This window comes from Adhaeribacter swui, from assembly GCF_014217805.1.
Taxonomy (GTDB): Bacteria; Bacteroidota; Bacteroidia; order Cytophagales; family Hymenobacteraceae; genus Adhaeribacter; species Adhaeribacter swui.
On the sequence record NZ_CP055156.1, the window covers coordinates 3,844,464 to 3,869,708 of the forward strand.

The window sequence follows — 25,245 nt, forward strand, 5'->3', positions numbered from 1 at the left end:
TTTTAAATTATGAATGATTGTGAGCCAAAAGGCGAATTAGTTTTATTGTGCAGTAATGGCTATTTTGTAGAGAAAATACTGTACAGTAATATTCAATTCGACCAAAAGGAAATTCTGCACAAATCCCTTATTTCCTTAGCTAATGTCCAATCTTTTGATGCAGTGTTGCAGTTGGTAAGCGAAATAAGAACCAATGGCAGCACTACCGATTGGCCTATTCAAATTGTTTTGGGCGAGCATCCGTACAACTTTACTTTTGCGGGAACCAGCCTGCACGAGCACGTGGTGCTCACGGCTTCGGTAGAAGGAGCTGATTTAAAGTTAATACCGGTAGCATCTAAAATTTCAAAAAACAAATTTTCCCACTTGTTTGCTCCCGGTACCTTGGCGTCGGAAGATATTTTGTTAATGGAAGAAATTAACCGGATGAAGTCTAACTAATTTAACGATAGCGTATTCCTATGATTTAGGTTTGTTTCCGTTTTATTCAAAATATAAAATTTTAAAAAAAGCAGGGCAGCTTTATTTAAGCGGGCCTGCTTTTTTAATTTACCGCTGGTTCATCGGCGTATTTTTAAAGTTCTTCAACGGAATCATCTGCTCTCGTTATCCTTATTCATCATCGTCGTAATCCAGCCCCATTAAATTGTTGTAGGCTTGTTGCAGTTCCGAGAAAGCGTGCCGGTTACCTTGTTGCCGGCTAACTACCAGGCCTTGCTGGTAAATTTTTTCGGCTTCTTCTTTTTGGCCTAACCCTTCGTAGAGTTTACCGGCATGGTAATAAGTAGCCACATAATCCGGATGATCTTTTAACAAAATTTGGTAATATTCCAGCGCTTTTTCGGGGTTAATCTTTACATATTCAGTGGCAATAGCGTATATGGTAAATGCGTCGTTGGGATCTTCGCGGTAAAACTCGAAAAGTTGGTCTAATCTGGTGCGGTTCCTTTCCATTCTGGCTTATTTTTATAACTTTGCGCAAATTTAATTTTTCTACGTAAACAATTCGCCGATGAAAATTTTAGTTTGTATAAGTAACGTTCCCGATACCACTACTAAAATATCTTTTTCATCTGATAATAAAGAACTTAACACGGCTGGCGTACAATTCGTAATAAATCCTTACGACGAATACGCGCTTACCCGGGCCCTTGAACTAAAAGAAAGTTTGGGTGGCACCGTTACTGTATTAAACGTAGGTTTAGCCGATACGGAAGCAAATATCCGGAAAGCTTTAGCCATAGGCGCCGATGATGCCATCCGGGTAAACCTGAAACCAACGGATTCTTTTTTGGTAGCGCAGCAAATTGCGGAAGTCGCCAAAAACGAAGCTTACGATTTAATTTTAATGGGAAAAGAATCGGTGGATTACAACGGAGCCCAGGTGCACGGCATGGTAGCAGAACTGCTGGGTTGGCCGGCCATTGTACCGGCTATAAAATTAGACGTGGCCGGAAATACGGCTACTTTGGAACGGGAAATTGAAGGCGGTAAAGAAATAGTAAAAGTAAATTTACCCATTGTGGTAAGTTGCCAGCAACCCATGAGCGAGCCCCGCATCCCAAACATGCGCGGTATCATGACGGCCCGGACCAAACCTTTAAAAGTAGTGGAGCCGGTTAGCGGCGAAGCAAAAACCCAAACCGAAGCTTATGCCTTGCCGGAAAAAAAATCAGGCGTAAAACTCATTGATCCGGCCAACGCTGGTGAGCTGATAACGTTGTTAAGAAACGAAGCTAAAATAATTTAAATATGTCGGTTTTAGTATTTGTAGAATGTGCCGATGGTAAAGTAAAAAAATCTGCTTTAGAAGCAGCTTTTTACGGCCACCAGGTAGCTACCCAACTGGGTACATCGGCAGTTGCGGTTGCCATAGGAGAGGTTGCTGCCGACGAATTAAAAAATTTAGGGCAATACGGTATTACCAAAGTTTTACACGATACCGAAACCCGCCTAAAAGATTACGTAAGCCAGGCTTACGTTAAGGTAGTAGCCGCGGCCGTTGAAAAAGAAAATGCTACGGTAATTGTTTTATCTAACACCAATATTGGCTCCGGAATTGGCGCCCGTTTAGCGGCCCGGTTGCAAGCCAGTTTTGCTACCAATGTAGTTGCTTTACCCGAACTTGCGGGCAACTCGCTTAAAGTTAAAAAAAGTGTATTTTCCGGCAAAGCCTTTGCCGACGAAGTACTTACGGCGCCCACAAAAATTATAGCGGTAAAAAAGAATGCTATCGAGGTAAATACCGTAGGTACCCATGAAGCTGAAGTGGAAAGTTTTACTGCTTCGCTTACCGATGCTGATTTTACCGGCGCTCCCAGGGAAACCATCCGGGCTACCGGCGATGTACTACTCACCGAAGCCGATGTGGTTGTATCGGGAGGGCGGGGCATGCGCGGGCCCGAAAACTGGCATTTAATCGAAGATTTAGCTAAAGCTTTAGGAGCGGCTACCGCCTGTTCTAAACCGGTGGCCGATGTAGGTTGGCGCCCGCACCACGAGCACGTAGGACAAACCGGCATTACCATTAGCCCAAATTTATATATTGCCGTAGGTATATCGGGGGCTATTCAGCACCTGGCCGGGGTAAACTCTTCTAAAGTAATTGTCGTTATCAATAAAGATCCGGAGGCGCCGTTTTTTAAAGCTGCCGATTACGGAATTGTAGGCGATATTTTTGAAGTAGTACCCAAGCTTATTGAAGCAGCTAAAGCTCTGGAAAAATAAACAGGAGAAAATATTACACGAGACGATAAACTGTGAAAAAAATTCAGTTAGAAATATTAGGATTATCATCCAGCCAGTCACAATCCGGTTCCTTTGCGCTGGTTTTGGGAGAGAAAGATGGAAACCGGCGTTTGCCAATTATTATTGGTATGTTCGAGGCACAATCAATTGCCATTCAAATCGAGAAAATTAACCCCAATCGCCCCTTAACGCACGATTTATTTAAATCTTTTGCGCAGCAGGTGCGCATTATGGTAAAAGAGGTTTTAATTTCGGATTTAAAAGAAGGCGTTTTTTATTCTAAAATTATTTGTTCCGATGGCCTTCGCGAGTTTGAACTGGATTCCCGACCTTCTGATGCCATTGCCATTGGCTTACGTTTTGGCGTAAATATTTATACCGTTGAAAGCGTTTTATCCGAAGCCGGTATTATCCTCAGCGACCTGGAAGAAGAAGAGGAAGAAGATGATAACGAAATAACCAGCTCCAGCAAAGCCGAGCCGGTTTACGAAAGCAAGGAAAACATAAAAGAAATGAGCGTGGAAGAATTAAATAAAATCCTGATTGAAGCGCTCGATAAAGAAGATTACGAACGCGCCGCTAAAATCCGCGACGAGTTAAATAAAAGAAGCTAAGAAAGTTATAGGTTAAAGGTTCTAAGTTGTAGGTTTTAAGTTCAGCAATTCAGGGGCTTATTTTGTGTAGACCTAAATTTAAAAATTTTAAAAAAAAGAAGCCTCCCGGATATACGTACATCCGGGAGGCTTCTTTTTTTGGGTTAAAAGTGGCTATTGTGGTTCCAACAATTTTAAACCTATAACCTACAACCTACAACTTAAAACCTACAACTTACCACCTAAATTAAATGCTTTGAATATCGCCGAGTTCTTCGTCTACTTTTTTGGCGGCCCGCATTAAAGTGCTGGCAAAGATAAATTCGTTCAGCTCTTTAATTTTGGTGTTCATGATATCGTCTTTGGTGCCTTCCCATACTTTGTTGCCTTTGTGCATGTAAATAATATGATCACCGATTTCCATTACGGAGTTCATGTCGTGGGTTACCACAATGGTGGTAATGTCGTACTCCTTCGTAATTTCGTAAATCAACTCGTCTATTTTAATGGAGGTGAGTGGGTCCAGGCCGGAGTTGGGTTCGTCGCAGAAGAGGTATTTGGAGTTGGGCGCAATGGCGCGGGCAATACCCACGCGTTTTTTCATCCCGCCGCTTATTTCGGAAGGCATTTTTTTACCGGCATTCTCCAGACCCACCCGCTTTAAACAAAAATTTACCCGTTCGCGCCGTTCTTCGCGGCTCATGTTGCTGTGCATCCGCAACGGAAATTCTACGTTTTCTTCCACGGTCATGGAGTCGAACAAGGCACCCCCCTGAAACAACATGCCTATTTTCCGGCGGATTTCCTGGCGTAAATCTAATTTGTTATTGGTGAACACTTTGCCATCGTACGTAATACTGCCAATATCGGGCTTAATTAAACCCACAATACATTGCAACAACACGCTTTTACCGGTACCACTGGCGCCTAACAATAAGCTGGTTTTACCGGATTCAAATACGCCGCTAATGCCGTTTAGTACTTTGGTACCGTTGAAAGATTTATGAATATTATGTACTTCAATCATGTTTTTTAGTCCATAGTCCATGGTCTACAGACCACAGAAGTAACTATATAATTTAGTGTAGTTTATTTGTATTAGTTAAAATCGTTGCTTGGTAAAGGTGAATAATGATAGTAAATTTTTAAAATTTTAAATTTTCAACCACCAACTTTCAACCTTTAAACCTTACAACTTTAAAACTTTCCAACCTTCCAACTTTTTAACCCGCAACCTGCAAACTTACAACAACAGTTTAGCCAGCACAAAGTCGGCAATAAGTACGGCAATAATGCTTTTAGTAACGGCATTGGTACTGGAGGCCCCTACTTCTAAGGCGCCGCCTTTGGTAAAGTAACCTTCGTAAGAAGAAATAGCCGAAATTAAAAAAGCAAAAACCACCGATTTAATTAAAGAAAATACAATGTTATACGGCACAAAGGCATCCCGGATACCTTCGATGTATTCGGTGGCGGTTAATGCGCCGGTAAATGTACCTGCTACGTAACCACCCCCGATAGATAAAGTCATGGCTACAATTACCAGCATCGGAAACATAATCAGGGATGCAACAATTTTGGGCAGAACCAAATACGAGGCCGAATTTATACCCATTACTTCCAGGGCATCTACCTGGTCGGTAATTTTCATGGTGCCTAAACCGCCCGCTATATTGGAGCCCACTTTACCCGCCAGCACAATAGACGTAATGGTAGGGGCCAGTTCCAGGATAGTCATTTCGCGTACCATAAAGCCAATGGTAGAACGCGGAATTAAAGCATTGGTGAGGTTATAGGATACCTGCACGCAGGTTACCGCGCCAATAAACGTAGACACTATCGCCACAATAAAAATAGAGTTAATCCCGATCAGAATGGCTTCGTCGATGGTGCGGTTAAACAAAATCCGGAAGCTTTCGCCCCGGGAAAAAAGACTTCCTATAAAAATTAAAAAGTTACCAAAGGTTCTCATATAAAGGTTTTAAGTACAAGCAGCGGGCTAAAAATGCTAAACCGGTCTACAATTGACTATATTACGAGGAAATTCATAAAACTATCGTAAACCTATGCAAAAATATATATTAGTTACTGGCGGCACGAAAGGGATTGGGCGGGCAATTATCGAAAGGTTCGCGGCCGAAGGCTTTCATATAATTACCTGTTCGCGTAAAGAAAGTGAGCTACGCAAACTAAAGTTAGACCTGCAACAAAAATATACGTTTAGTAAGGTCTTTTACCGCGCCGCTGATTTAAGCGATGCCCTGGACCTGCAAAGTTTTTTAGATTACGTGCATTCTTTAAAAGTTCGGATTGATGTAATTGTAAATAATGCCGGCATCTTTTTGCCCGGCACCATTCATAACGAGCCGGATACGGTTTTGCGGCACATGATGGAAACTAACCTGTATAGCGCCTATTTTGTTACAAAATCTTTTGTGGGCGAAATGATTAAACGGCGTAGCGGGCATATTTTTAATATGTGCTCCACGGCCAGCATTACGCCTTATACCAACGGCGGCTCGTATTGTATTTCTAAATACGCCTTGTACGGCATGACGAAAGTACTGCGCGAAGAACTAAAAGAACACCATGTAAGAGTAACGGCGGTGCTGCCCGGTGCTACCTTAACTGCCAGCTGGGAAGGTGTAGATTTGCCACCGTCGCGGTTTATCCGGCCCGAAGATGTAGCCAATGCCGTATTTGGAGCATATCAGTTATCCGATTCGGCGGTAGTGGAAGAACTTTTAATTCGCCCGCAGCTGGGCGATATCGAATCATAAAGCAAAGCAGTGTTCTTTAATCAGGTAATTGAGGTATTAGTTGCCTGGGGTTGAAGGGCAAACAGGTTCGCTGCGTATTTTGGAAGGCTGCCGGAATTAGAAATTTTTAAAAAATTTAATCAGGAGCCATTATTCCGCTATATATTTCGGGCAGTTTCCGCGTTTAAGTACGGGATTAAATAATTCGTTTACTACCAAACCCCAGTAAACAAACAGCTAATTACAAACAACGCCAATATGTCGGTTGAGGTAAAAGGTTTAACAAAAATTTTTGGCACGCAGCGGGCCGTAGATGATATTTCGTTTGCGGTGCAACCTGGTCAGGTTTTAGGGTTTCTGGGGCCGAATGGCGCCGGTAAATCTACCACCATGAAAATTGCTACCTGCTATTTGCCCCCGAGTGCGGGCACCATTACCATTAACGGCTACGATGTGCAGGAGTCCCCGATTGACGTGCGGCGCAATGTGGGTTACTTACCGGAGCACAACCCCTTGTACCTGGATATGTATGTAACCGAGTACCTCACATTTATTGGGCAGCTCTATGGCTTAGCGGGTAAAAATTTAAAAAATAGGGTAGAAGAGATGATTACGCTGTGCGGCTTAACGGTAGAACGCCGCAAAAAAATCGGTTCTTTGTCGAAAGGCTACCGGCAACGGGTAGGATTAGCCCAGGCGCTTATTCATAATCCGCAGGTATTAATCCTGGATGAGCCAACCACCGGACTCGACCCGAACCAGTTGAGTGAAATCCGTAGTTTGATTAAGCAAATCGGGCAAGAAAAAACCGTGTTGTTTTCCACGCACATTATGCAGGAAGTTTCGGCTATCTGCGACCGGGTTGTAATTATTAACAACGGCAAAATTGTAGCCGATAGCGATGTAGCTTCTTTAAACAGCTTAGGGCAACAGGAAATAGCCACGCTGGTAGAATTTGAAAGCCCGGTAGAGGTAAGTTTGTTGCAAGGCGTGCCGGGCGTGCAGGAAGTACAACACGTAAAAGAGTATACCTACCGGATTATTTCCACTAAAAACATGGACATCCGGTCGGCGGTGTTTAGTTTGGCCGCCACGCACAGTTGGAGTTTGGTAGGTTTGCGCCAGGAAGAGCGTTCGCTCGAAAAGATTTTTCAATCATTAACTAAATAAATAATTTTTAAAAAAATGATGAATTAGAAATTAAAAATTAGAAATGATAAATCATGTTTGTCATATGCTGGTTAGTGGAGAGTAGCTCTATAAGTCGTTTGTGAAGACACAAACGACGGCATTGAAAATCAGGAATCTTTAACGAGCCATTTCTAATTTCTAATTCATAATTTCTAATTAAAAGAACTATGTTCGCCATTCTGCGGAAAGAAATAAATTCGTTTTTAAATTCCATGATAGCCTACATTGTGATCGGGGTTTTCCTGCTCACCACGGGTTTATTTATGTGGGTTTTTCCGGATAGCAGCGTTTTAGATTACGGGTACGCCGATATGTTAACCTTGTTTAACATTGCGCCCTGGGTATTTCTTTTTTTAATTCCGGCCATTACCATGCGCACCTTCGCCGAAGAAAGAAAATCCGGCACCATTGAATTGCTCCTCACCAAGCCCATCACCGACCTGGAATTAATTACCGGTAAATTTTTGGCTTGCTTGTGTCTGGCCGTTCTGGCTTTGCTGCCCACCTTAATTTATTATTATTCGGTGTATACGCTGGGCAGTCCGGCCGGTAACCTCGACTCGGCGGCGGTAGCGGGTTCGTATTTGGGCATGGTGTTTTTGGCGGGCATTTTTACCGCCATTGGTATATTTGCCTCGGCCCTCACCGAAAACCAGATTGTAGCGTTTATCATTGCGGTGTTTTTTTGTTTTCTGCTGTACTCCGGCTTCGATTCGCTGGCTGCTATTGACGTGTGGGGTACGGCTTCGTATGTCATCAGTCAGTTAGGCGTTTCTTTTCATTACAGTGCTTTGAGTAAAGGTTTAATTGATTCCCGGGACGTGTTATACTTTGTAAGCGTGGCAGTATTGTTTTTACTGGCTACCAAATTAGTAATGGAGAGCAGAAAATGGTAAACGAAAATAAGGCGGCTTTAACCAGCAGCCGGAAGCAAAAAGATATTTCGCAATTCTTCGTACTTGTTGGTCTGGTTGTTTTACTCAATGTTGTTTCGGGTTTTTATTTTTTCCGGATTGATTTAACCCAGGATAAGCGCTACACCATGGCGCCAGCCACCCGCCAATTGCTAAAAGAATTGCCCCAGCCCGTGCACGTAGACGTTTACCTGGCCGGGGAGTTTCCCGCGGGTTTTAAACGCTTGCAAGCCGCCGTGCGCGAAACCCTGGAAGAATTCCGGCAGTATTCTTCTAACTTTTCTTACTCGTTTATTGACCCCAGTGCCGGTACCGATTTAAAAAAACGGAATCAATTGTATACCAATCTGGCTTTAAAAGGTATTCAGCCCACTAATTTATTTGCCACCGAAGGCGATAAAAAAGTAGAAAAACTGATTTTCCCTGGAGCCATTTTTTCAGCTAACGGCAAAGAAGAACCCGTGATGCTGTTAAAAGGCAACCAGGCGGCCTTACCGGATGAACGGTTAAACCAATCTATCGAAGGTCTGGAATTTGAAATGGCTTCGGCTATCCGGAAACTGGCCAGCACCAACCGCAAACGCATCGGCATTGTAGAAGGTCACGGCGAACTGGATAACCTCGAAGCGGCTGATTTTATTACCTCGCTGCAAAAGTATTATGATGTATACCGGGTAGATATTAACAAAGTGCCCAGTCTGCAAAGTTTAAGCGCCCTGGTAATTGCCAAGCCCACCCGGCCGTACACCGAAATCGAAAAATTTAAAATTGACCAGTATTTGATGCAGGGCGGCCGAGCTATCTTTTTTTTAGACGGCATTAAAGCCGAAATGGACAGCATTCCGCCCCAGGGTTATTTTGCTTTGCCCAATAATGTAAACCTGGATGATTTACTGTTTAAGTACGGCGTGCGGGTAAACGCCGATCTGGTGCAGGATATTAACTCGGGCCAGGTGCCGGTAGTAACCGGTATGTTTGGCAACAAGCCCCAGACCCAACTATTAAACTGGCGGTATTTTCCGTTGATTAACTCGTTTAGTCAGCACCCACTTACACGTAACCTGGATGCCGTTTACGGCCGGTTTGTGAGTACCCTGGATAGCGTACGGGTTTCAGGAATAAAGAAAACGCCTTTGCTGTTTACTTCGCGGTACACTAAAATTCTGGCGCCGCCCATTACCATTAGTTTAAACGAAGCCCGGGTAAATATTAAACCAAGTTTGTATAATAAAGGCCCGCAAGCCGTAGGTTATTTGCTCGAAGGTAATTTCCCATCGTTGTATACCAACCGGCCTTTACCGGAAGGTTTACCCGCTAATGTCACCGCTATTACTGCCGGCAAACCTGCCAAAATTATTGTTTTCTCCGATGGCGATTTAATTTGGAATGAGGTAAATCGTAAGACTAACCAGCCATTTGAACTGGGCTACGACCGTTTTATGCGCACCCGGTTCGCCAACAAAGATTTGGTAATGAATGCCATGGAATACCTGTTGGATAACAGCGGCCTGATTAACTTACGAGCGAAGCAAATAACCTTACGGCCCCTGGATAAAATCCGGGTAAAAGAAGAACGCAGCCGCTGGCAAATCATTAACCTGGCCGGCCCTCTGGTATTGTTACTCTTGTTTGGATTGGGCAAGTATTACCTCCGGCGCCGCCGATATGCGGCCTAGCTGTTTTTTGCGGCCGGTAAAATTTTAAATTTTTAAAAACTTGCCTTATTAAGTTTTACGGCAGTTTTTCCGGAGTTGGTTTGCGCTCTGAAAACATATCCACAACTTGCAAAAGATTTCCACAATGCGGGTTTTGGGGGTAGGAAAAACTCTATTTATTTTTAACTTTGTTTCATCACATCAGCCTTGAAGGAATGAAATTTATTGTATCGTCTTCTGCTTTATTAAAGCAACTCCAAAGTATAAACGGGGTAGTAGCCAACAACCCGGTAGTTCCTATTCTGGAAAATTTCTTGTTCGAAATTCACGACGGTACCTTAACTATTACCGCCTCTGATCTGGAAACTTCCATGATTACGGAAATCCACGTGGAAGCAAAGGAAGATGGCCGCATTGCCGCGCCTGCCCGGATCTTACTCGAAACTTTAAAAAACCTGCCCGACCAGCCGGTAACGTTCACCATCGACGAAGAGACTTACACCATTGAGTTAAGTTCGGCGAACGGCCGCTACAAACTGTCCGGCGAAAATGCCACCGATTTCCCGAAAGTGCCGGTGGTAAAAAGCCAGAACTCCATTGAAGTTCCTTCTAACGTGTTAGCCCGGGCCATTAACAAAACCATATTTGCGGTAAGCACCGATGAGCTTCGTCCGGCCATGACGGGTATTTTTGTGCAGCTTTCTGATAGCAACATTACTTTTGTGGCTACCGATGGGCACCGTTTGTTACGTTACCGCCGCAGCGATGTGGCTCCCGGCGATACCGCTTCCATTATTATTCCGCGCAAAGCCTTTACTTTATTAAAATCTACGTTACCCGCCGAGCCTACATCGGTACGGGTGGAGTTTAATACCTCCAACGCTTCTTTCAGCTTCGATAATATCCGGTTGGTGTGCCGGTTAATTGATGAGCGCTACCCGGATTATGAAAACGTTATCCCGGTTAAAAACCCGAATAAGTTAAGCATCGACCGCTACGATTTACTCAGCTCCGTGCGCCGGATTTCGATTTACTCGAATAAAACCACGCACCAGGTTCGTTTAAAAATTGCCGGCAGCGAACTACAAATTTCCGCCGAAGATTTAGATTTTTCGAACGAAGCCAATGAGCGTTTAAGCTGCCAGTACGAAGGCGAGGACATGGAAATTGGTTTTAACGCCAAGTTTTTACTCGAAATGCTCAACAACATCGACTCCGATGAAGTGAACCTGGAGCTTTCTACCCCGAATCGGGCCGGCTTACTCATGCCAACCAACAACGACGACAACGAAAATATTTTAATGTTGGTAATGCCGGTTATGTTAAATAACTACGTGTAATTAAAAGTTATAAGTTGTAGGTTACCGGTTATAAGTGGAAATTTTTAAATTTTTAAAATTTAGGAATACAGAAAGGGAAGTTAATGCTTCCCTTTTTTATTGGATTAAGCTTTAGCCATGGCTTACACCACCCACCTCCGGAATAATTTTGCGGAACGATTTATAAATACCGGTTGAAGCCTTACCTTTGCCTTAAAATGCTATTACGTGTTTTGAACGGATAACTTAAAACATATTACTTATAACCTGACTTATGAAAAAATCAGAAATATACTTCAGCATTGCCCTCGATGATCAGCACGTGCCGGAAGCAATTTCGTGGCGCGCTACCGATGCCGGCGAAGCCATTCACTTTGCCAAAGCCATAAACATTGCCCTCTGGGACCGCAACGAAGCCGGTACCATGAAAATTGATTTATGGACCAAAGACATGCCCGTAAACGAAATGAAATACTTTTGCATTGATACCATCGGCTCTATGGCCGAAAGCCTGCAGCGCGCCACCAACGACACCGTTATGGCCGAAAAAATGAAGAAACTTTGCCAGGAGCTCATGAAGCACGTGGACGAAGAAGAAAATAAATAACAACAAAAAAGGCCTTGCACCCGCAAGGCCTTTTTTGTTGGTTTGAATCCAAGTACATTTAATTAACTGATGGTTTTAAAACCTGATCGGTATTCGGTTTTTTATCGGAAGAAGTTGATTTTACCAGGCCCAGGCTTTTAGCGAAATCTTTATCGTACTGGTAAAACTCCGAACGACTACCGTAGTATTTACTGTATTGGTCAAAACTTAAAAAACTTTCCAGTTCTTTATCGCGTTCGCGGCATACATTCTTACTGTTTTTCTCTACCAGCTCCGGATTATTGGCGTATTTCTGCTCGATAGTCACTATTTTACTTACTTTGTCCTGGTTTATTTCCCGTAAACGTTTAGCCTGGTAGTTATTCAGGCGCAACTCCTGTATCATCTGATCCGAAAGCCGGTCGGCTCGTTGCTTCACTAAGTCTGCTTTAGATTCGTTTTGCGCCATACTACCAACTACAGAAAACCAAGTGAAGCACGCCGTTATTAATATCTTTTTCATAGCTGCTATTTTAAATTCCTTACCGGATATTAATGAACAATTATTTAGAAAATAAGATTTCTTCTGTGGTTTATAACGCAAACCAGCGCAGGATGTTGGATTACCAAGGCAAGGCCGTAACAGGTAAAGAATGGCAGTTTTGGAAAATTGAAATTTTTAAAAATTTATAAAGTTAGAAGTTAAAAATTCCTTTCATGCATTGCCGCCAGCTTAAGCTGGCGGCAATGCATTGGTAAGTAAATTCGCTACATAGTGTTTCAATGGATTAAATAATAATGCCTCTTGCGGTGGTTAAACCAGAAGAGGCATCAAAAATTAAATTTTTAAAAAACGTACTTAAGCCAAGGATTAGCTTAAACTATTTTGCTGAATATCAGTTTCAATATTTTTCTTTTCAATCAATTAAAGTCTAACATCTAACATCTAACATCTAGCATCTAGCATCTAAATACTAAAATTGATTGCGCCACATCATCGACTCCACTGGGAACTCGGTACGTTGGTTGTATTTAGCGTTGGATTTTTTATTGTACAAATTCTCGATATCGCCTTTTACTTCAAAGTAAATAAGTTGCCCAATGGGCATGCCGGCGTATACCCGCACGGGCTGGGTAACCGAAATTTCTAAAGTCCAGGTGTTGCAAAATCCTACGTCGCCTTTACCGGCCGTTGCGTGGATATCAATACCCAAACGGCCCACGCTTGATTTACCTTCCAGGAAAGGCACGTGCGCGTGCGATTCGGTGTATTCCTGGGTTACGCCCAAGTATAAGGTAGAAGGCTGCAACACAAAGCCGGTTTCCGGTATCTCGAAATGCAAAATTTCGTTGTGCTTGCGGGCGTCAATAATATCGTCTTTATAGGTGGCCAGGTGCTTGCCTAAATGTACATCGTAGGAGTTGGTGCCGAGGCAACTGCGGTTATAAGGCTCAATTACAATGTTGCCTTTCGCTATTTCGGCCAGAATTTCTTTATCGGTTAAGATCATGGTGCTTGCAAATCAAGCTTAAAAATAAGAATTATTTGCCGAATAGCCGTTGGTAAATTTAGCGGGGCTGGCTTTTTACTCAAAAGTTACCGGCCAGCCCCGGAATAATTAAGCTGGTTGATGAATTTCCTGTAAAGCCTTACGGTTAGCGGCAATGTACTGGTCAGCTAGTTCGTCGGTTAAAGCAACGGACACAAACAAGGTTTCGAACTGCGAAGGAGCCAGGTAAATGCCTTGCCGTAACATGCTGTTAAAATACTGCCCAAACAAAGCTAAATCCGATTGTTTTGCCGAAGTAAAATCGGTAACCGGGTTAGAGGTAAAGAAAATACTGAACATAGAACCTACCTGGTTAATGGTATAATCCAGGTTTAATTGGGCTAAATTGTCCCGCATGCCTGCTACCATTTTACCCGTTATATTATCCAGGTAAGCATATACTTCGGGATGTTCGTTCAGGTAGGTGAGCATGGCATAACCCGCAGCCATGGCAATGGGGTTACCCGATAAAGTACCTGCCTGGTACACCGGACCGGCCGGAGCTACGTAATCCATAATTTCGCGGCGGCCACCGTAAGCGCCCACCGGTAAACCGCCCCCGATAATTTTACCCATGGTGGTTAAATCGGGCATCACGTTAAATAATTCCTGGGCGCCGCCTTTGGCTAGCCGGAAACCGGTCATTACTTCGTCAAATATTAATATAATACCTTCCTTGTCGCAAAGGTCGCGTAAGCCTTGTAAAAAGCCATTTACGGGCGGCACCAGGCCCATATTGCCCACTACGGGTTCCAGAATAATGGCAGCAATTTCGCCGTGGTTGGCTTCTACGGCCGCTTTTACCGCTTCCAGGTTATTGTAAGGCACCGTAATGGTATCCTGCGCTACGCCTTTGGTAACCCCCGGACTATCGGGTACGCCCAGGGTAATAGCGCCGCTGCCCGCCGAAATTAAAAAAGAATCGCCGTGGCCGTGGTAGCAGCCTTCGAACTTAATAATTTTATCTTTGCCGGTATAACCCCGCGCAACCCGTACTGCCGACATGGTTGCTTCGGTGCCGGAGTTTACCATGCGTACTTTTTCCACGGAAGGAACCATGGATATGATTAACTCGGCCATTTCTACTTCGCGGCGGGTAGGCGCCCCGAATGAAAATGATTTGCCGAGCGCATCGTGTACGGCTTTTTCTACGTGGTCGCAGGCATGCCCCAATATCATTGGTCCCCAGGAATTTATAAAATCCAGGTACTGGTTGTTATCTTCGTCGTAGAGGTAAGGGCCTTTGGCCGAAGTCATGAAAACCGGGTTGCCGCCTACGGCGCGAAATGCCCGCACCGGCGAGTTAACGCCTCCGGGTATTACTTGCTGCGCGCGCTCAAATAAATTCTGACTGTTTTGAATCATGCTTAATGCTTGTTGATGGGTATAACTTACCGGAAAATAGGATTTACTACGGTAAGCTGCAGGTCCTGCATTTTTATTAATGGTACGTATTGATTATCCTGAGCTCCCGCATAACCAATCCCCTGGAATAAAACGCCCGAAACCGGGCCTTCGTTCTGTAAACCGCCGTTAAACCGGCTGCCGTATTTTTGTAAAACCTGGCCAAAGTAATACAACATTTCAAAGCCGGAGTAAGCATACACCGTAGGCGGAACGTTAAACCTGGTAGCGTATTTTCGGCGGAATTGCTGCGGGCCAGGTTGGGTATTATCAATAAATTTAGGGTAGATAAAATAAATTTCGCGGTTGTTAAACTGGCTTAACGAGATCTGGTTTACGTTTAACCAACTGGGGTACGTAATTAACGGGGTAGTGGCTTCGGTTTGGGCCAGGTTGCTTAAAGTAAACACTGCTACCGACGGCGTATTGGATAGCAACAAAATATGACCTAAAGCTTTTAAATCCACATTAGCCAGCAGGGTAGCGCCCGAAGTAGTTTTGGGGTTAAACTTTTTGTACTGCGTTATCTTACCCCCTAAACGCTCAAATTCCCGTTTATAAGCGTTGGCAAACGTAGTATCTTCTTCTTTGTTTTCGGCAATAATCAGCGCCGTTTTTAAAGGGAAATTTTGAATGGCATACGCGGCACTTTGTTTTGCCCGGGTTGTTATCGATGATTCAAAAAGGTACAGATGTAAATTATTCTTAACCAGGTATAAATCATCAGAAAGCGGATTGATGCTGTTGATGGAATTTTGCTGGGCAAAACGGGAAATAATTTTACTGGCTGACTTGTAAACCGGACCAACAATTAAATCCATGTTGTGCATTTCGGGTAGTTGCAGCGTAGCTTTTACCTTATTAGTATCGGCAGGAGCATCGTAGGTAAATAAGTTTAGCTGAATTTGTTGTTTAGCCAGCGAATCTTGCGCCAACAGCATGCCTCCGTATAAATCGGTCACAAACTGGTTTTTCCGGGCTTTTATTTCGGCTTCGTTTTGTGGGAAAGGAAAAAGAACCGCTACATTAAAACTGGTTTTTTTTAAATTTTCCTGATTTTCCGGTAAGTATTTGTTTTTATCCAGTTTAAACTTTTTAATCAACGCTTCTAAAGTTCCTTTATCAGCGGCCGTGTACCAACCCCCCACTAATTTATCGGCGTACCATTGACCCAGCATTTTGTCGTTTTCGTGGCGGCTTACTAAATTTTGCCAGGTAGCTTTTTCGGTTAACTGACTTAAATAATGGTACTTCATGGCCGTTACTTCATCCGCCAGGTCTTTACTCTCGATGGATTCCGTTAATGTTAAAGCCCGGTCATAGTCTTTTTGCTCGAAAGCAACGGTAGCTTCCAGAAACAAGGCATCGGCTTTGTTGGCCCAGTCGGGATAGGCGTTTTTAAGTAAAGTTAATTTCTGATTGGCCTCGGCGTACTTCTGGTTTTGCGTAGCCGCTACTGCATACAAATACATGGCCCCCGGCGAGTAAGTAGCCTGGTTGGCCGCAATTACCGGTTGCAGTTCTGCCATTGCCAAAGAAAATTTCTTGGCAGTAATCAGTTGTTTGGCATTCGCGTACTTGGTAGCCAAATCGCTGGTGGTTTGGGCCTGCCCCAAAGGTATGAACAGCAGCCAGCAGGTAAAGGCAAATAAGTACCGGAAGATATTATTCATGTAAATTTTTAAAAATTTAAAATTTTCGGAGCACCAAAACTCCTGGAAAGTAAGATTAGATAGATTAGAAGATTGCCAAAATTTAAAAAATCGTTCAACCTTCTAACTTTCCAATCTTCCAACTATAAACTAATTACTCCCACTCAATGGTAGCCGGTGGTTTAGAGCTTATATCGTACACTACGCGGTTTACGCCTTTTACCTTGTTTATAATTTCGTTCGAAACGTCCGCTAAAAACTCATAAGGTAAATGCGCCCAATCGGCGGTCATGCCGTCTACGCTGGTTACGGCACGTAAGGCTACAACGTTTTCGTAAGTGCGTTCGTCGCCCATTACGCCCACGCTTTGCACTGGCAGCAACATGGCGCCGGCTTGCCAAACTTCGTTGTATAAACCAGATGTGCGTAAGCCCGAAATAAAGATATGATCAACTTGCTGAAGGATGTGCACTTTTTGCGGGGTAATGTCGCCGATAATGCGGATTGCCAAACCTGGTCCCGGGAAAGGGTGCCGGCTTAAAATCAAATCATCGATGTTTAATGTTTTACCAACTAAGCGCACTTCGTCTTTAAATAAACTTTTCAGCGGCTCTACTACTTTTAATTTCATGAAATCGGGTAGTCCGCCTACGTTGTGGTGCGACTTGATAGTAACCGATGGGCCTTTTACCGAAACGGATTCAATCACGTCGGGGTAAATGGTGCCCTGGGCCAACCATTTTACGTCTTCAATCTGGTGCGCTTCTTCGTCAAAAACTTCGATGAAAACCCGGCCAATGGCTTTGCGTTTTTGTTCCGGATCGGTTAAACCAGCCAGAGTGTTATAGAAATTTGCTTTGGCATCCACACCTTTCACGTTTAAGCCCATGTGCTGGTACGAGTCCAATACGCTTTGGAATTCGTTGTGGCGCAGCAAACCGTTATCTACAAAAATACAATACAAGTTTTTGCCGATGGCCTGGTGAATCAGCATGGCCGCTACCGACGAATCGACGCCGCCCGATAAACCCAAAACTACTTTGTCGTTACCAATTAAATCGCGCAATTCCTGAACTGTAGATTCAATGAATTGGTCGGGAGTCCAGTCTTGCTGGCACCCGCAGATATGCACCACAAAGTTACGCAGCAAGGTTTTACCTTCGGTGGTGTGGGTTACTTCCGGGTGAAACTGAATGCCGTAGGTTTCCTGGCCGGCAATTTTATACGCGGCCACCGCCACCGAATCGGTAGAGGCAATAATTTCAAAATTATCCGGAATTTGCTTAATGGTATCGCCGTGCGACATCCACACCTGAGAACCAATGGTTATTTCTTTTAATAGCCGGTTGGTGGCGTGTACCTCGCTGAGCCGGGCCCGGCCGTATTCGCGAATTGTTGAAGCAATGACATCGCCGCCATTTTCAAAGGCGAGCAACTGAGCGCCGTAGCACACACCCAATACGGGAGTTTGACCTAAATATTGGTTTAAGTCCGGGTTCGGATGGTCTTCGTCGCGCACCGAGCAAGGGCTGCCCGATAAAATAACGCCCTTAATATCCGGGGTAAAAGCCGGAACTTTATTAAACGGATGAATTTCGCAGTAAACATTAAGTTCGCGTACCCGGCGGGCAATTAGTTGGGTGTATTGCGAACCAAAATCGAGAATGAGAATTTTTTCTGGCATGCGCAAAGTTAAGGAAAAATGTTTTAATCCGGACGGCGAAACTTTGCCTTTGCAACCGAGAGTTTTTTAAAAAAATTTAAACCGGGAAATATAGCCGGAACGTAGTGCCTGCGTTTTCTTCGCTTTCTACTTCTATTTTACCGCCCGCATTATCCAGCATTCTTTTTACGATAAATAAACCCACCCCGGAGCCTTCTACGTGGTTGTGCAGCCGCTTAAACAATAGAAATATGTTGTCTTTTTTGGCCGGGTTAAATCCAATGCCATTATCACTTACGGTAAGCAAAGTATTACCCGGAATGCTGGTAGTGGAAATTAAAATTTCGGGGGTTCTTTCGTAAGAACGGTACTGAATGGCATTGTAAATTAAATTATACAGTATACTCCGGAAGTTATTCCGCGAGAATTTAATTGGGGCGGCAGGATCAATTTTTAAATTTATTTGGGCCTGCGAGGCTTGTAGCAAATCGGCGATGGAGATGCGGATGTCCTGAATAATAGTGCCCACATCAATCACTTCGGTGTTTAAGTCTAATTCTTTTTGCACCCGAATAACCACGGATAAATCTTCGATGGCGTTTTTTAATTTTTCGCCGGATACGCCCATTCTGTCAATTATTTCTTTGGTGTCTTCGTCCTGGTAGCAATCGGTTTTTTTGATTAGGTTAATTAAACCTTCAATGTTGGTAACCGGGGCTTTTAAATCGTGCGAGGCCGCATAAATAAAATTATCTAAATCGGTATTAACCCGGTTTAATCTTTGGTTTTTTTCAAAAAGCTCCTGATTTAATAAATTAAGATCATCTTTTACGTGCGTTAAATAAGCCGTTCTTTCCGCTACTTTGGCTTCTAAAGTAGTGTTAAGTTGCTTTAAAGTGGCTTCGGCTTGCTTTAGTTCTTCGTTGGTTTGTTTAATTTCCTGGTTCGACTGCGCTAGCTGATGTTGCAGTTTTAGGGTTTGCTTTATTTCTTTTTTGGTAACCCGGTAAGCAATAATGCAAATTAATAATGCCAGAAAAGAAGAAATAGAAATTAAGATAGCCGTTAATATCGATGACTTTTTCACCTGATCGTACCGGATTTTTTTTAACCGGAGCTCTTCGGTTTCCATGCGGTTTATTAAAACCCGGATTTGGTCCATGAGCTTTTTGCCTTGTTGGGACATAACTAAGGCAGTGGCCGAATCCTGTTCTCCTTTTTTACCCAAAGCAATGGTGCGGTTTAATACCTCAAACCGCTTGTTAATTAATACCAATAAGGTATCTAGCCGTTGTTGCTGCTGATAATTATCGTGGGTTAATTTACGTGCTTGGTTGTAGCTTTGCAGTAACTGGTCGTAAACGCCGTAATAAGGTTTTAAAAAATCCGGGTTTTCGGTGAGTAAGTAGCCCCGCTGGCCTACTTCGGCATCTTGTAAATACGATAAGATGTCTTCTAGCCGGAGCAACACCAGGTTAGTATGTTCTACCCAATCTGATTTGGTATCTATTCTGTTAACACTGTACAACGCCAGAATAAACGTAATACATAAAACAGCAAGCGATACTATAAACGTGTTTTGAATGGTTTTAGGTACGGGTACATTTACCATTAGCTAGGGGCAGGTGATTTTTACTTCAACACAATAAGTATGTTTATAGCAAACAGATTTTATTTACATCTGTTTTAAATCGCGTAATTTTAAAAAAAGCTTAATTTATGGCTAAGTTACAGTTACTCCTGGTAAATAAAAATTAACTTATACGCGCTTTAACCTTCCAGAAAATTATGAAAAAATATTTACTTAGTTTACTGCTAACTTGCAGTGTAGTTTTTAGTTATGCCCAAAAAATAGCCAGCCCCAAATCTGGAGTAATTTTTAAAAATGCTGCTCCCGAAACAGTAAGCATGAGCAGTGAACGGCTGCAACGCCTGGATAACATGATCCGGGAATACACAAGTAAAAATTACGTGCCCGGCGCTATTGCCTTTATTGCCCGCGATGGTAAAATAGTGTACCAAAAAGCCACTGGCGTAAATGATTTAGATAAGAAAACGCCCTTATCGCCCGATGCCATTATGCGCATTGCCTCCCAAACCAAAGCCCTGACCAGCCTGGGCGTTATGCTGTTGTTTGAAGAAGGTAAATTTTTGCTCGACGATCCGGCATCTAAATACATTCCCACTTTTAAAAATCCAAAAGTTCTGGAAAAATTCAACGAAAAGGATTCTACTTACACGGCCGTGCCTGCCAAACGTGAAGTTACCATAAGGCATTTACTTACCCATACTTCGGGCATTGGGTACGCGGGTATCGGGAGCAAAGAGGCGGTAGCTATTTATGCCAAAGCTAATGTAACCAGCGGTATTGGTACTCCTAACGGCAAAGTGGGCGACGCCATGAACCGCTTAGGCGGATTACCACTCATGCACCAACCCGGCGAAAAATTTACGTATGGTTTAAGTACCGATGTGCTCGGGTATTTAATTGAAGTATTATCGGGCATGCCGCTGGACCAGTTTATGCGCACCCGCATTTTTGAACCGCTGGATATGCAGGATACTTATTTTTACTTACCCACGAATAAGCAAAACCGGCTGGCGAACTTGTTTACCGAAGATGCCCAAAAAAATACGATTAAAGCAGCTGACCGTCCAGGTTTATCATTAGATTACCCGAAAGTGACCAATGGTACTTACTTTTCTGGGGGCGCGGGTTTATCTTCTACCATCACCGATTACGCTAAATTTCTGCAGATGATGTTGAACCAGGGATCGTACAATGGCAAGCAAATTATTAGTCCGGCAACCGTACGTTTAATGACCACCAACCAGATTGGCGACGTAAACCAGGGCGAAAACAACAAGTTTGGTTTAGGTTTTGGTATAATCACGGCTAAAGGCGCTGCCAAGTTAGGCGTATCTGAAGGTTCTTATGAATGGGGCGGCTATTTTGGTACGAGTTATTGGGTAGACCCCAAAGAAGGTATCGTGGCCTTAATCTATACCCAAAAAGCGCCGAATAGTACGGGTGGCTCTTTAAGCGACAAATTTAAAGCGATGGTGTACCAGGCCATCACCAACTTTAAGGAACCAAGGCTGGATTAATTCGGATCACGGATTTTCGCGGATTAATCGGATTACGCAGATTATTTTTGCCAGAACCTTGATTTACAGGATTTCAGGATAGCTATGAACTCGGGTAAATTTTAAAAAATATTCTACTAATTCTTATTTAATAGAGTATCCTTCAAGTCAATTATATAAATTATATAATAAAAATATAATTTACACTGGTTTATTTTATTGATTTGCAATACCAAATTACAATTATAAATCAGGGTAATTTTTTAATCCTGTAAATCAAGGTTCTGACAATAATAATCCGTGTAATCCGATTAATCCGCAAAAATCTGTGATTTGGTTATTGTGAGTTCAAAATCCTTTTCTATCTTTGCAGCGGCAAATCGGCACGACCAGCTCCTGCTGAACTCCCCCAGGTTCGGAAGGAAGCAAGGGTAGGTGGTTGAGCGGTGCGATGTTCGGTTTGCCACTTTTTTTATTCCTTCCTCTAATTTCTCCTTTTTAATTTCTTTCTTTTTCGCTGCTGATTTCCGTTTAATTTCGCGTAGCTTTGCGCGGTAAAAAAATTAACTTTATCGCTATGAAATTTTTTATTGATACTGCTAACCTGAACGAAATCCGGGAAGCTTACGATTTAGGCATTCTGGATGGTGTTACCACTAATCCGTCGCTGATGGCGAAAGAAGGCATAAAAGGCCACGACAACGTAATGGCCCATTACAAGGCTATTTGCGACATCGTAGACGGCGACATTAGCGCCGAAGTAATTGCCGTGGATTACGAAGGTATTATCCGGGAAGGCGAAATGCTGGCCGAACTGCACCCTAACATTGTGGTAAAAGTACCCATGATCCGGGAAGGCGTAAAAGCGATTAAATATTTCTCCGATAAAGGAATTAAAACTAACTGCACTTTAATTTTTAACGCGGGCCAGGCTTTGTTAGCCGCTAAAGCCGGGGCTACTTACGTATCGCCGTTTATTGGCCGCTTAGATGATATTGGCCAGGATGGCATGCAGTTAATCGAGCAAATCGTTCAGATTTTCAGCAACTACGGTTACCCCACCGAAGTATTAGCTGCCTCGGTGCGCCATACCAACCATTTGTTGCAGTGCGCCGAAGTTGGTGCCGATGTGGTTACCTGCCCGTTAAATGTAATTACCTCTTTACTGAACCACCCGCTTACCGATAGTGGTTTGGCTAAATTCCTGGCCGATCATAAAAAAGTAAACGGTTAATAAAAATTAGAAATTAGGAATTAAAAATTAGAAATTGGTGCTGTATTAAATATAGTGTTTAATCTGTTTTACTCTTTCTAATTTTTAATTTCTAATTCATAATTTAAATAACGTGTACATCATTAAAGTAAAAGGCAAAGCCAAAATTCCGGATTATATTCAGTTACGCGACGAAAATTTCGTGCTGATTGCCTACTTCCGGGCCGATCGTCCGTTAAAGAATTTAGAGCGGTACGGGTTAGCCGATAAGGAAACTGCTTTGGCGGCCGTTATACAAGAACTGGAATTTGGAAAGCTCCAGAAACTGGAAATTTGAATATGCGTGATTTTTCTTCTTCTGCGCCGGTGGTATCGTTAAAAGACGTTTCCATTCACCAGGACGTGCAAACGGTATTACAGGGCGTTTCTTTTGATATTGATAAAGGCGAATTTGTGTATCTGGTAGGTCGTACCGGTAGCGGTAAATCTTCTTTATTAAAAACCTTGTACGCCGATTTGCCTTTGCGCAGCGGCATGGCCAGTGTGGCGGGTTTCCCAATTTTTAAATTACCGCGCAACCAGGTGCCTTTTCTGCGTCGCAAAATCGGGATTGTATTTCAGGATTTTCAATTGCTGTTCGACCGGACCGTGGCGGAAAATTTGCGGTTTGTGTTAAAAGCAACCAACTGGAAAGATTCTTCCAAGATTAAACAACGCATTTCGGAAGTATTAATGCAGGTAGGTTTAGATTCGGCTTCGAACAAAATGCCGCACCAACTCTCGGGCGGGGAGCAGCAGCGCGTGGTAATTGCCCGGGCCTTGCTCAACGATCCGGTAATCTTATTTGCCGACGAACCTACTGGTAACCTGGACCCCGAAGTGGCCGATGGCATTATGCAGTTGTTTAATCAAATTAATAACCGGGGTACTGCTGTTTTAATGGCGACGCACAATCACCAAATCATCAACGCGTATCCGCACCGCATTTTAAAATGCGAGCAAGGCAAAGTCTTGGATTCGGCGAAACAAAGTTTCTCATTAAAGGATGGTATCTGAGGTATCTATCCTGATTCCTGTTTATAATTACCACATTACTACCATAGTGCACCAGCTCCAGGCGCAATGCCAACGAGCCGCTATTGCGTACGAAATTATTTGCCTCGACGATGCTTCAAATAACGGGTGCAAAATCGGTAACCAAAAAGTAAAATTTTTGAAAAATGTAATTTACGAAGAGCTGCCGGTAAACATTAGCCGTGCGGCCATCCGGAATGTACTTGCCCGGAAAGCCAGGTACGCGTACCTGCTTTTTCTGGATAATGATTCCCAAATTATTTCGGAAGAATTTATCGCTACTTATTTACAAGCAGCCAAGCCGGATACGGTTTACGTTGGAGGCACTGTGTACCAGCCGGAGCCGCCAGCTCCGGAGTATCGCTTGCACTGGTATTACGGCCAAAAGCGGGAACAACGCCCAGCCGTTATCCGGCAGCAAAATCCTTATCAGCAAATTCAGGTAAACAACCTTTTTGTAAGCCGGGCTTTGTATCTGGCTAATCCCTTACCCGAAGTATTTGCATCTTATGGCCACGAAGATACGCTTTGGGGTACTCACCTGGCAAAAGCAAAAATACCCGTGTGGCACCTAGATAATCCGGTTTGTCACGCGGGCTTAGTTTCTACTGCAAACTTTTTACTTAAAACCGAACAGGCGGTAAATAATTTGGTACTGCTAAACCAGAGTGGGCAAGTTGTATCATCCTCGTTGATTCGAACTTACAGATTTTTAAAAAAAGTAAAAGCGGTAAATTTATTCCGCTGGATTTTTGTAAAGGTGCAGTCGTTGCTTTTAGTTCGATTGCGTAGCGCCTGCCCAAGTTTAGTTTTATTGGACATGTATAAATTAGGCTTGTTCGTAAACGCCATACAGAAAACCCAAAAGCAAAATTTTTAAAAATTTAAGTTTTGGAATAAAATCAGCTAAGCTTAAAAATAACAGAAGCCCGGTAGATAACCGGGCTTCTGTTATTTTCATAGTTTTATATCGAGATAGGTCGGAATTATTCGTTTTCTTTTTTGCCGTCGAAAGCATCTTTTACTTTTTCGCCGGCTTTGTCGGCAGTTTTACCAACGGCTTTGGCGCCTTTTACTACGCCTTCTTTTACGTCTTTACCGGTTTCTTTGGCTGCGTGGCCCACTTTGCTGCCGGCTTCGCCCACATCCTTCACGGTGTTTTTAGCGGCGGTACCCACTTTATTACCTACTTTCTCACCGGTTTGGGCTACATCCTGCGCTGTATTTTTGGCGGCGGTACCTACTTTGCTGCCTACTTTACTGCCGGTTTCTTTCGCATCTTCGGCGGTATTTTCGGCGGCAGTACCTACGCGGCTGGCCACGTTATTAGCGGTTGCTTTGGCATCTTTACCGGTTTCCTTGGCGGCTTGTCCGGCCTTATGGGCGCCTCGCTCTACTTTATCACCCACTTTTTCGCCGGTGGCCTGCACATCCGCAATGGTATTGTCTACCTTATCGCCCACGGTGCCACCGCTTTGGTTGGTGCCCCAGTACGAATCATAACGGGTTTTTAACTGATCAATTTCTTGTTGGCGATTAGCATCAAAATCGTTGCGGTACTGATCTAAATGCGCGGTTTTTTCACGGTATAAGGTGCGCTGGTCTTTCCAGCTATTGCTGGCCGTATCCATAGTGGCAATGGTGCTGGAGTCCAGGGTACTTACGTAATTTCTAAAATCAGTGTAAGCAGTTTCGCCTTCGGTAGGGGTGCTGGTAATGGTTTCGGTGGAAGTATTTTTAGTATCCGATGAACAGCTTAGCTGCGTGGCAGCCAAACCAAAGGCTAAAGCATAGCCCAGAACCGGAGTTTTAAATAATTTTTTCATAGTTTTAAGTT

Annotated in this window: 26 protein-coding genes and 1 other RNA gene; 17 read left to right on the forward strand and 10 right to left on the reverse strand. The window is 43.5% G+C overall.

Features of this window, described 5'->3' with window-relative positions:
- Positions 1 to 9: 9 nt before the first annotated feature.
- Positions 10 to 441 (forward strand): hypothetical protein, encoded by a 432-nt coding sequence (locus tag HUW51_RS16055; protein ID WP_185270642.1) that lies wholly within the window; start codon positions 10 to 12, stop codon positions 439 to 441.
- Positions 442 to 612: 171 nt separating this feature from the next.
- Here the strand turns inward: HUW51_RS16055 and HUW51_RS16060 are convergent, their stop codons facing one another.
- Positions 613 to 954 (reverse strand): tetratricopeptide repeat protein, encoded by a 342-nt coding sequence (locus HUW51_RS16060; RefSeq protein WP_185270643.1) that lies wholly within the window; start codon positions 952 to 954, stop codon positions 613 to 615.
- Positions 955 to 1,012: 58 nt separating this feature from the next.
- Here HUW51_RS16060 and HUW51_RS16065 point away from each other — a divergent pair, with 58 nt between their 5' ends.
- From HUW51_RS16065 to HUW51_RS16075, 3 genes are read left to right on the forward strand one after another with little or no spacing between them, the layout of a single operon-like run.
- Positions 1,013 to 1,750 (forward strand): electron transfer flavoprotein subunit beta/FixA family protein, encoded by a 738-nt coding sequence (locus HUW51_RS16065; RefSeq protein WP_185270644.1) that lies wholly within the window; start codon positions 1,013 to 1,015, stop codon positions 1,748 to 1,750.
- Between the two features lie 2 nt (positions 1,751 to 1,752).
- Entirely contained in the window at positions 1,753 to 2,727 is a 975-nt protein-coding gene (locus HUW51_RS16070; protein ID WP_185270645.1) for an electron transfer flavoprotein subunit alpha/FixB family protein, read from the forward strand.
- Positions 2,728 to 2,759: 32 nt separating this feature from the next.
- Positions 2,760 to 3,362 (forward strand): bifunctional nuclease family protein, encoded by a 603-nt coding sequence (locus HUW51_RS16075; RefSeq protein WP_185270646.1) that lies wholly within the window; start codon positions 2,760 to 2,762, stop codon positions 3,360 to 3,362.
- A gap of 226 nt (positions 3,363 to 3,588) precedes the next feature.
- Here the strand turns inward: HUW51_RS16075 and HUW51_RS16080 are convergent, their stop codons facing one another.
- Both HUW51_RS16080 and HUW51_RS16085 read right to left on the reverse strand, forming a co-directional pair.
- Complete coding sequence (locus HUW51_RS16080; RefSeq protein ID WP_185270647.1) at positions 3,589 to 4,368, reverse strand: ABC transporter ATP-binding protein; 780 nt, start codon at positions 4,366 to 4,368, stop codon at positions 3,589 to 3,591.
- A gap of 216 nt (positions 4,369 to 4,584) precedes the next feature.
- Complete coding sequence (locus HUW51_RS16085) at positions 4,585 to 5,313, reverse strand: MlaE family ABC transporter permease (protein ID WP_185270648.1); 729 nt, start codon at positions 5,311 to 5,313, stop codon at positions 4,585 to 4,587.
- A 94-nt stretch (positions 5,314 to 5,407) separates the two neighbouring features.
- Here HUW51_RS16085 and HUW51_RS16090 point away from each other — a divergent pair, with 94 nt between their 5' ends.
- From HUW51_RS16090 to gldC, 6 genes are all read left to right on the forward strand, one after another.
- Entirely contained in the window at positions 5,408 to 6,121 is a 714-nt protein-coding gene (locus HUW51_RS16090; RefSeq protein WP_185270649.1) for an SDR family oxidoreductase, read from the forward strand.
- A 237-nt stretch (positions 6,122 to 6,358) separates the two neighbouring features.
- Positions 6,359 to 7,270 carry a gliding motility-associated ABC transporter ATP-binding subunit GldA gene (gene gldA, locus HUW51_RS16095; RefSeq protein ID WP_185270650.1) on the forward strand — a complete coding sequence of 304 codons (912 nt, stop codon included), beginning with the start codon at positions 6,359 to 6,361 and terminating at the stop codon, positions 7,268 to 7,270.
- 188 nt (positions 7,271 to 7,458) lie between these two features.
- Complete coding sequence (gene gldF / locus HUW51_RS16100) at positions 7,459 to 8,187, forward strand: gliding motility-associated ABC transporter permease subunit GldF (RefSeq protein WP_185270651.1); 729 nt, start codon at positions 7,459 to 7,461, stop codon at positions 8,185 to 8,187.
- The gene (gldG, locus tag HUW51_RS16105) at positions 8,181 to 9,881 is read left to right on the forward strand and encodes a gliding motility-associated ABC transporter substrate-binding protein GldG (RefSeq protein WP_185270652.1); all 1,701 of its coding nucleotides are present in this window, start codon (positions 8,181 to 8,183) and stop codon (positions 9,879 to 9,881) included. Before gldF ends, gldG begins: the two co-directional genes overlap by 7 nt.
- 194 nt (positions 9,882 to 10,075) lie before the next feature.
- The gene (gene dnaN / locus HUW51_RS16110; protein WP_185270653.1) at positions 10,076 to 11,200 is read left to right on the forward strand and encodes a DNA polymerase III subunit beta; all 1,125 of its coding nucleotides are present in this window, start codon (positions 10,076 to 10,078) and stop codon (positions 11,198 to 11,200) included.
- Between the two features lie 253 nt (positions 11,201 to 11,453).
- Complete coding sequence (gldC, locus tag HUW51_RS16115; RefSeq protein ID WP_185270654.1) at positions 11,454 to 11,786, forward strand: gliding motility protein GldC; 333 nt, start codon at positions 11,454 to 11,456, stop codon at positions 11,784 to 11,786.
- A gap of 58 nt (positions 11,787 to 11,844) precedes the next feature.
- On the opposite strand, the gene HUW51_RS16120 is transcribed toward gldC, so the two are convergent.
- Positions 11,845 to 12,288, reverse strand: coding sequence for a hypothetical protein (locus HUW51_RS16120; RefSeq protein WP_185270655.1), 444 nt, complete (start codon positions 12,286 to 12,288; stop codon positions 11,845 to 11,847).
- 32 nt (positions 12,289 to 12,320) lie between these two features.
- Here HUW51_RS16120 and HUW51_RS16125 point away from each other — a divergent pair, with 32 nt between their 5' ends.
- A complete protein-coding gene (locus tag HUW51_RS16125; RefSeq protein WP_185270656.1) occupies positions 12,321 to 12,458 on the forward strand; it encodes a hypothetical protein in 138 nt (45 codons plus the stop codon).
- 281 nt (positions 12,459 to 12,739) lie between these two features.
- On the opposite strand, the gene dcd is transcribed toward HUW51_RS16125, so the two are convergent.
- The 5 genes from dcd to HUW51_RS16150 form a co-directional block, all read right to left on the reverse strand.
- Positions 12,740 to 13,276 (reverse strand): dCTP deaminase, encoded by a 537-nt coding sequence (gene dcd / locus HUW51_RS16130; RefSeq protein WP_185270657.1) that lies wholly within the window; start codon positions 13,274 to 13,276, stop codon positions 12,740 to 12,742.
- A gap of 108 nt (positions 13,277 to 13,384) precedes the next feature.
- Entirely contained in the window at positions 13,385 to 14,680 is a 1,296-nt protein-coding gene (hemL, locus tag HUW51_RS16135) for a glutamate-1-semialdehyde 2,1-aminomutase (protein WP_185270658.1), read from the reverse strand.
- A gap of 26 nt (positions 14,681 to 14,706) precedes the next feature.
- Positions 14,707 to 16,392: an ABC transporter substrate-binding protein gene (locus tag HUW51_RS16140; protein WP_185270659.1), complete on the reverse strand. Its 1,686-nt coding sequence runs from the start codon at positions 16,390 to 16,392 to the stop codon at positions 14,707 to 14,709.
- A gap of 133 nt (positions 16,393 to 16,525) precedes the next feature.
- The gene (gene guaA / locus HUW51_RS16145; RefSeq protein WP_185270660.1) at positions 16,526 to 18,055 is read right to left on the reverse strand and encodes a glutamine-hydrolyzing GMP synthase; all 1,530 of its coding nucleotides are present in this window, start codon (positions 18,053 to 18,055) and stop codon (positions 16,526 to 16,528) included.
- A gap of 76 nt (positions 18,056 to 18,131) precedes the next feature.
- Positions 18,132 to 19,646 (reverse strand): sensor histidine kinase, encoded by a 1,515-nt coding sequence (locus tag HUW51_RS16150; protein WP_185270661.1) that lies wholly within the window; start codon positions 19,644 to 19,646, stop codon positions 18,132 to 18,134.
- A gap of 176 nt (positions 19,647 to 19,822) precedes the next feature.
- On the opposite strand from HUW51_RS16150, the gene HUW51_RS16155 reads away from it, so the two are divergent.
- The 6 genes from HUW51_RS16155 to HUW51_RS16180 all read left to right on the forward strand — a co-directional run bounded on the left by HUW51_RS16155 (position 19,823) and on the right by HUW51_RS16180 (position 24,288).
- Positions 19,823 to 21,142: a serine hydrolase domain-containing protein gene (locus HUW51_RS16155; RefSeq protein ID WP_185270662.1), complete on the forward strand. Its 1,320-nt coding sequence runs from the start codon at positions 19,823 to 19,825 to the stop codon at positions 21,140 to 21,142.
- Between the two features lie 350 nt (positions 21,143 to 21,492).
- Positions 21,493 to 21,592, forward strand: an RNA gene (ffs, locus tag HUW51_RS16160) — signal recognition particle sRNA small type.
- A gap of 106 nt (positions 21,593 to 21,698) precedes the next feature.
- Positions 21,699 to 22,355: a fructose-6-phosphate aldolase gene (fsa, locus tag HUW51_RS16165; protein ID WP_185270663.1), complete on the forward strand. Its 657-nt coding sequence runs from the start codon at positions 21,699 to 21,701 to the stop codon at positions 22,353 to 22,355.
- Between the two features lie 112 nt (positions 22,356 to 22,467).
- Complete coding sequence (locus HUW51_RS16170; RefSeq protein WP_185270664.1) at positions 22,468 to 22,671, forward strand: fructose-6-phosphate aldolase; 204 nt, start codon at positions 22,468 to 22,470, stop codon at positions 22,669 to 22,671.
- Positions 22,672 to 22,673: 2 nt separating this feature from the next.
- Positions 22,674 to 23,390, forward strand: coding sequence for a cell division ATP-binding protein FtsE (locus HUW51_RS16175; RefSeq protein ID WP_185270665.1), 717 nt, complete (start codon positions 22,674 to 22,676; stop codon positions 23,388 to 23,390).
- On the forward strand, positions 23,380 to 24,288 hold the full coding sequence (locus HUW51_RS16180; RefSeq protein ID WP_185270666.1) for a glycosyltransferase family 2 protein: 909 nt from the start codon (positions 23,380 to 23,382) through the stop codon (positions 24,286 to 24,288). Before HUW51_RS16175 ends, HUW51_RS16180 begins: the two co-directional genes overlap by 11 nt.
- 106 nt (positions 24,289 to 24,394) lie before the next feature.
- Here HUW51_RS16180 and HUW51_RS16185 read toward each other — a convergent pair whose 3' ends face one another.
- On the reverse strand, positions 24,395 to 25,234 hold the full coding sequence (locus HUW51_RS16185) for a hypothetical protein (protein WP_185270667.1): 840 nt from the start codon (positions 25,232 to 25,234) through the stop codon (positions 24,395 to 24,397).
- Positions 25,235 to 25,245: the final 11 nt, after the last annotated feature.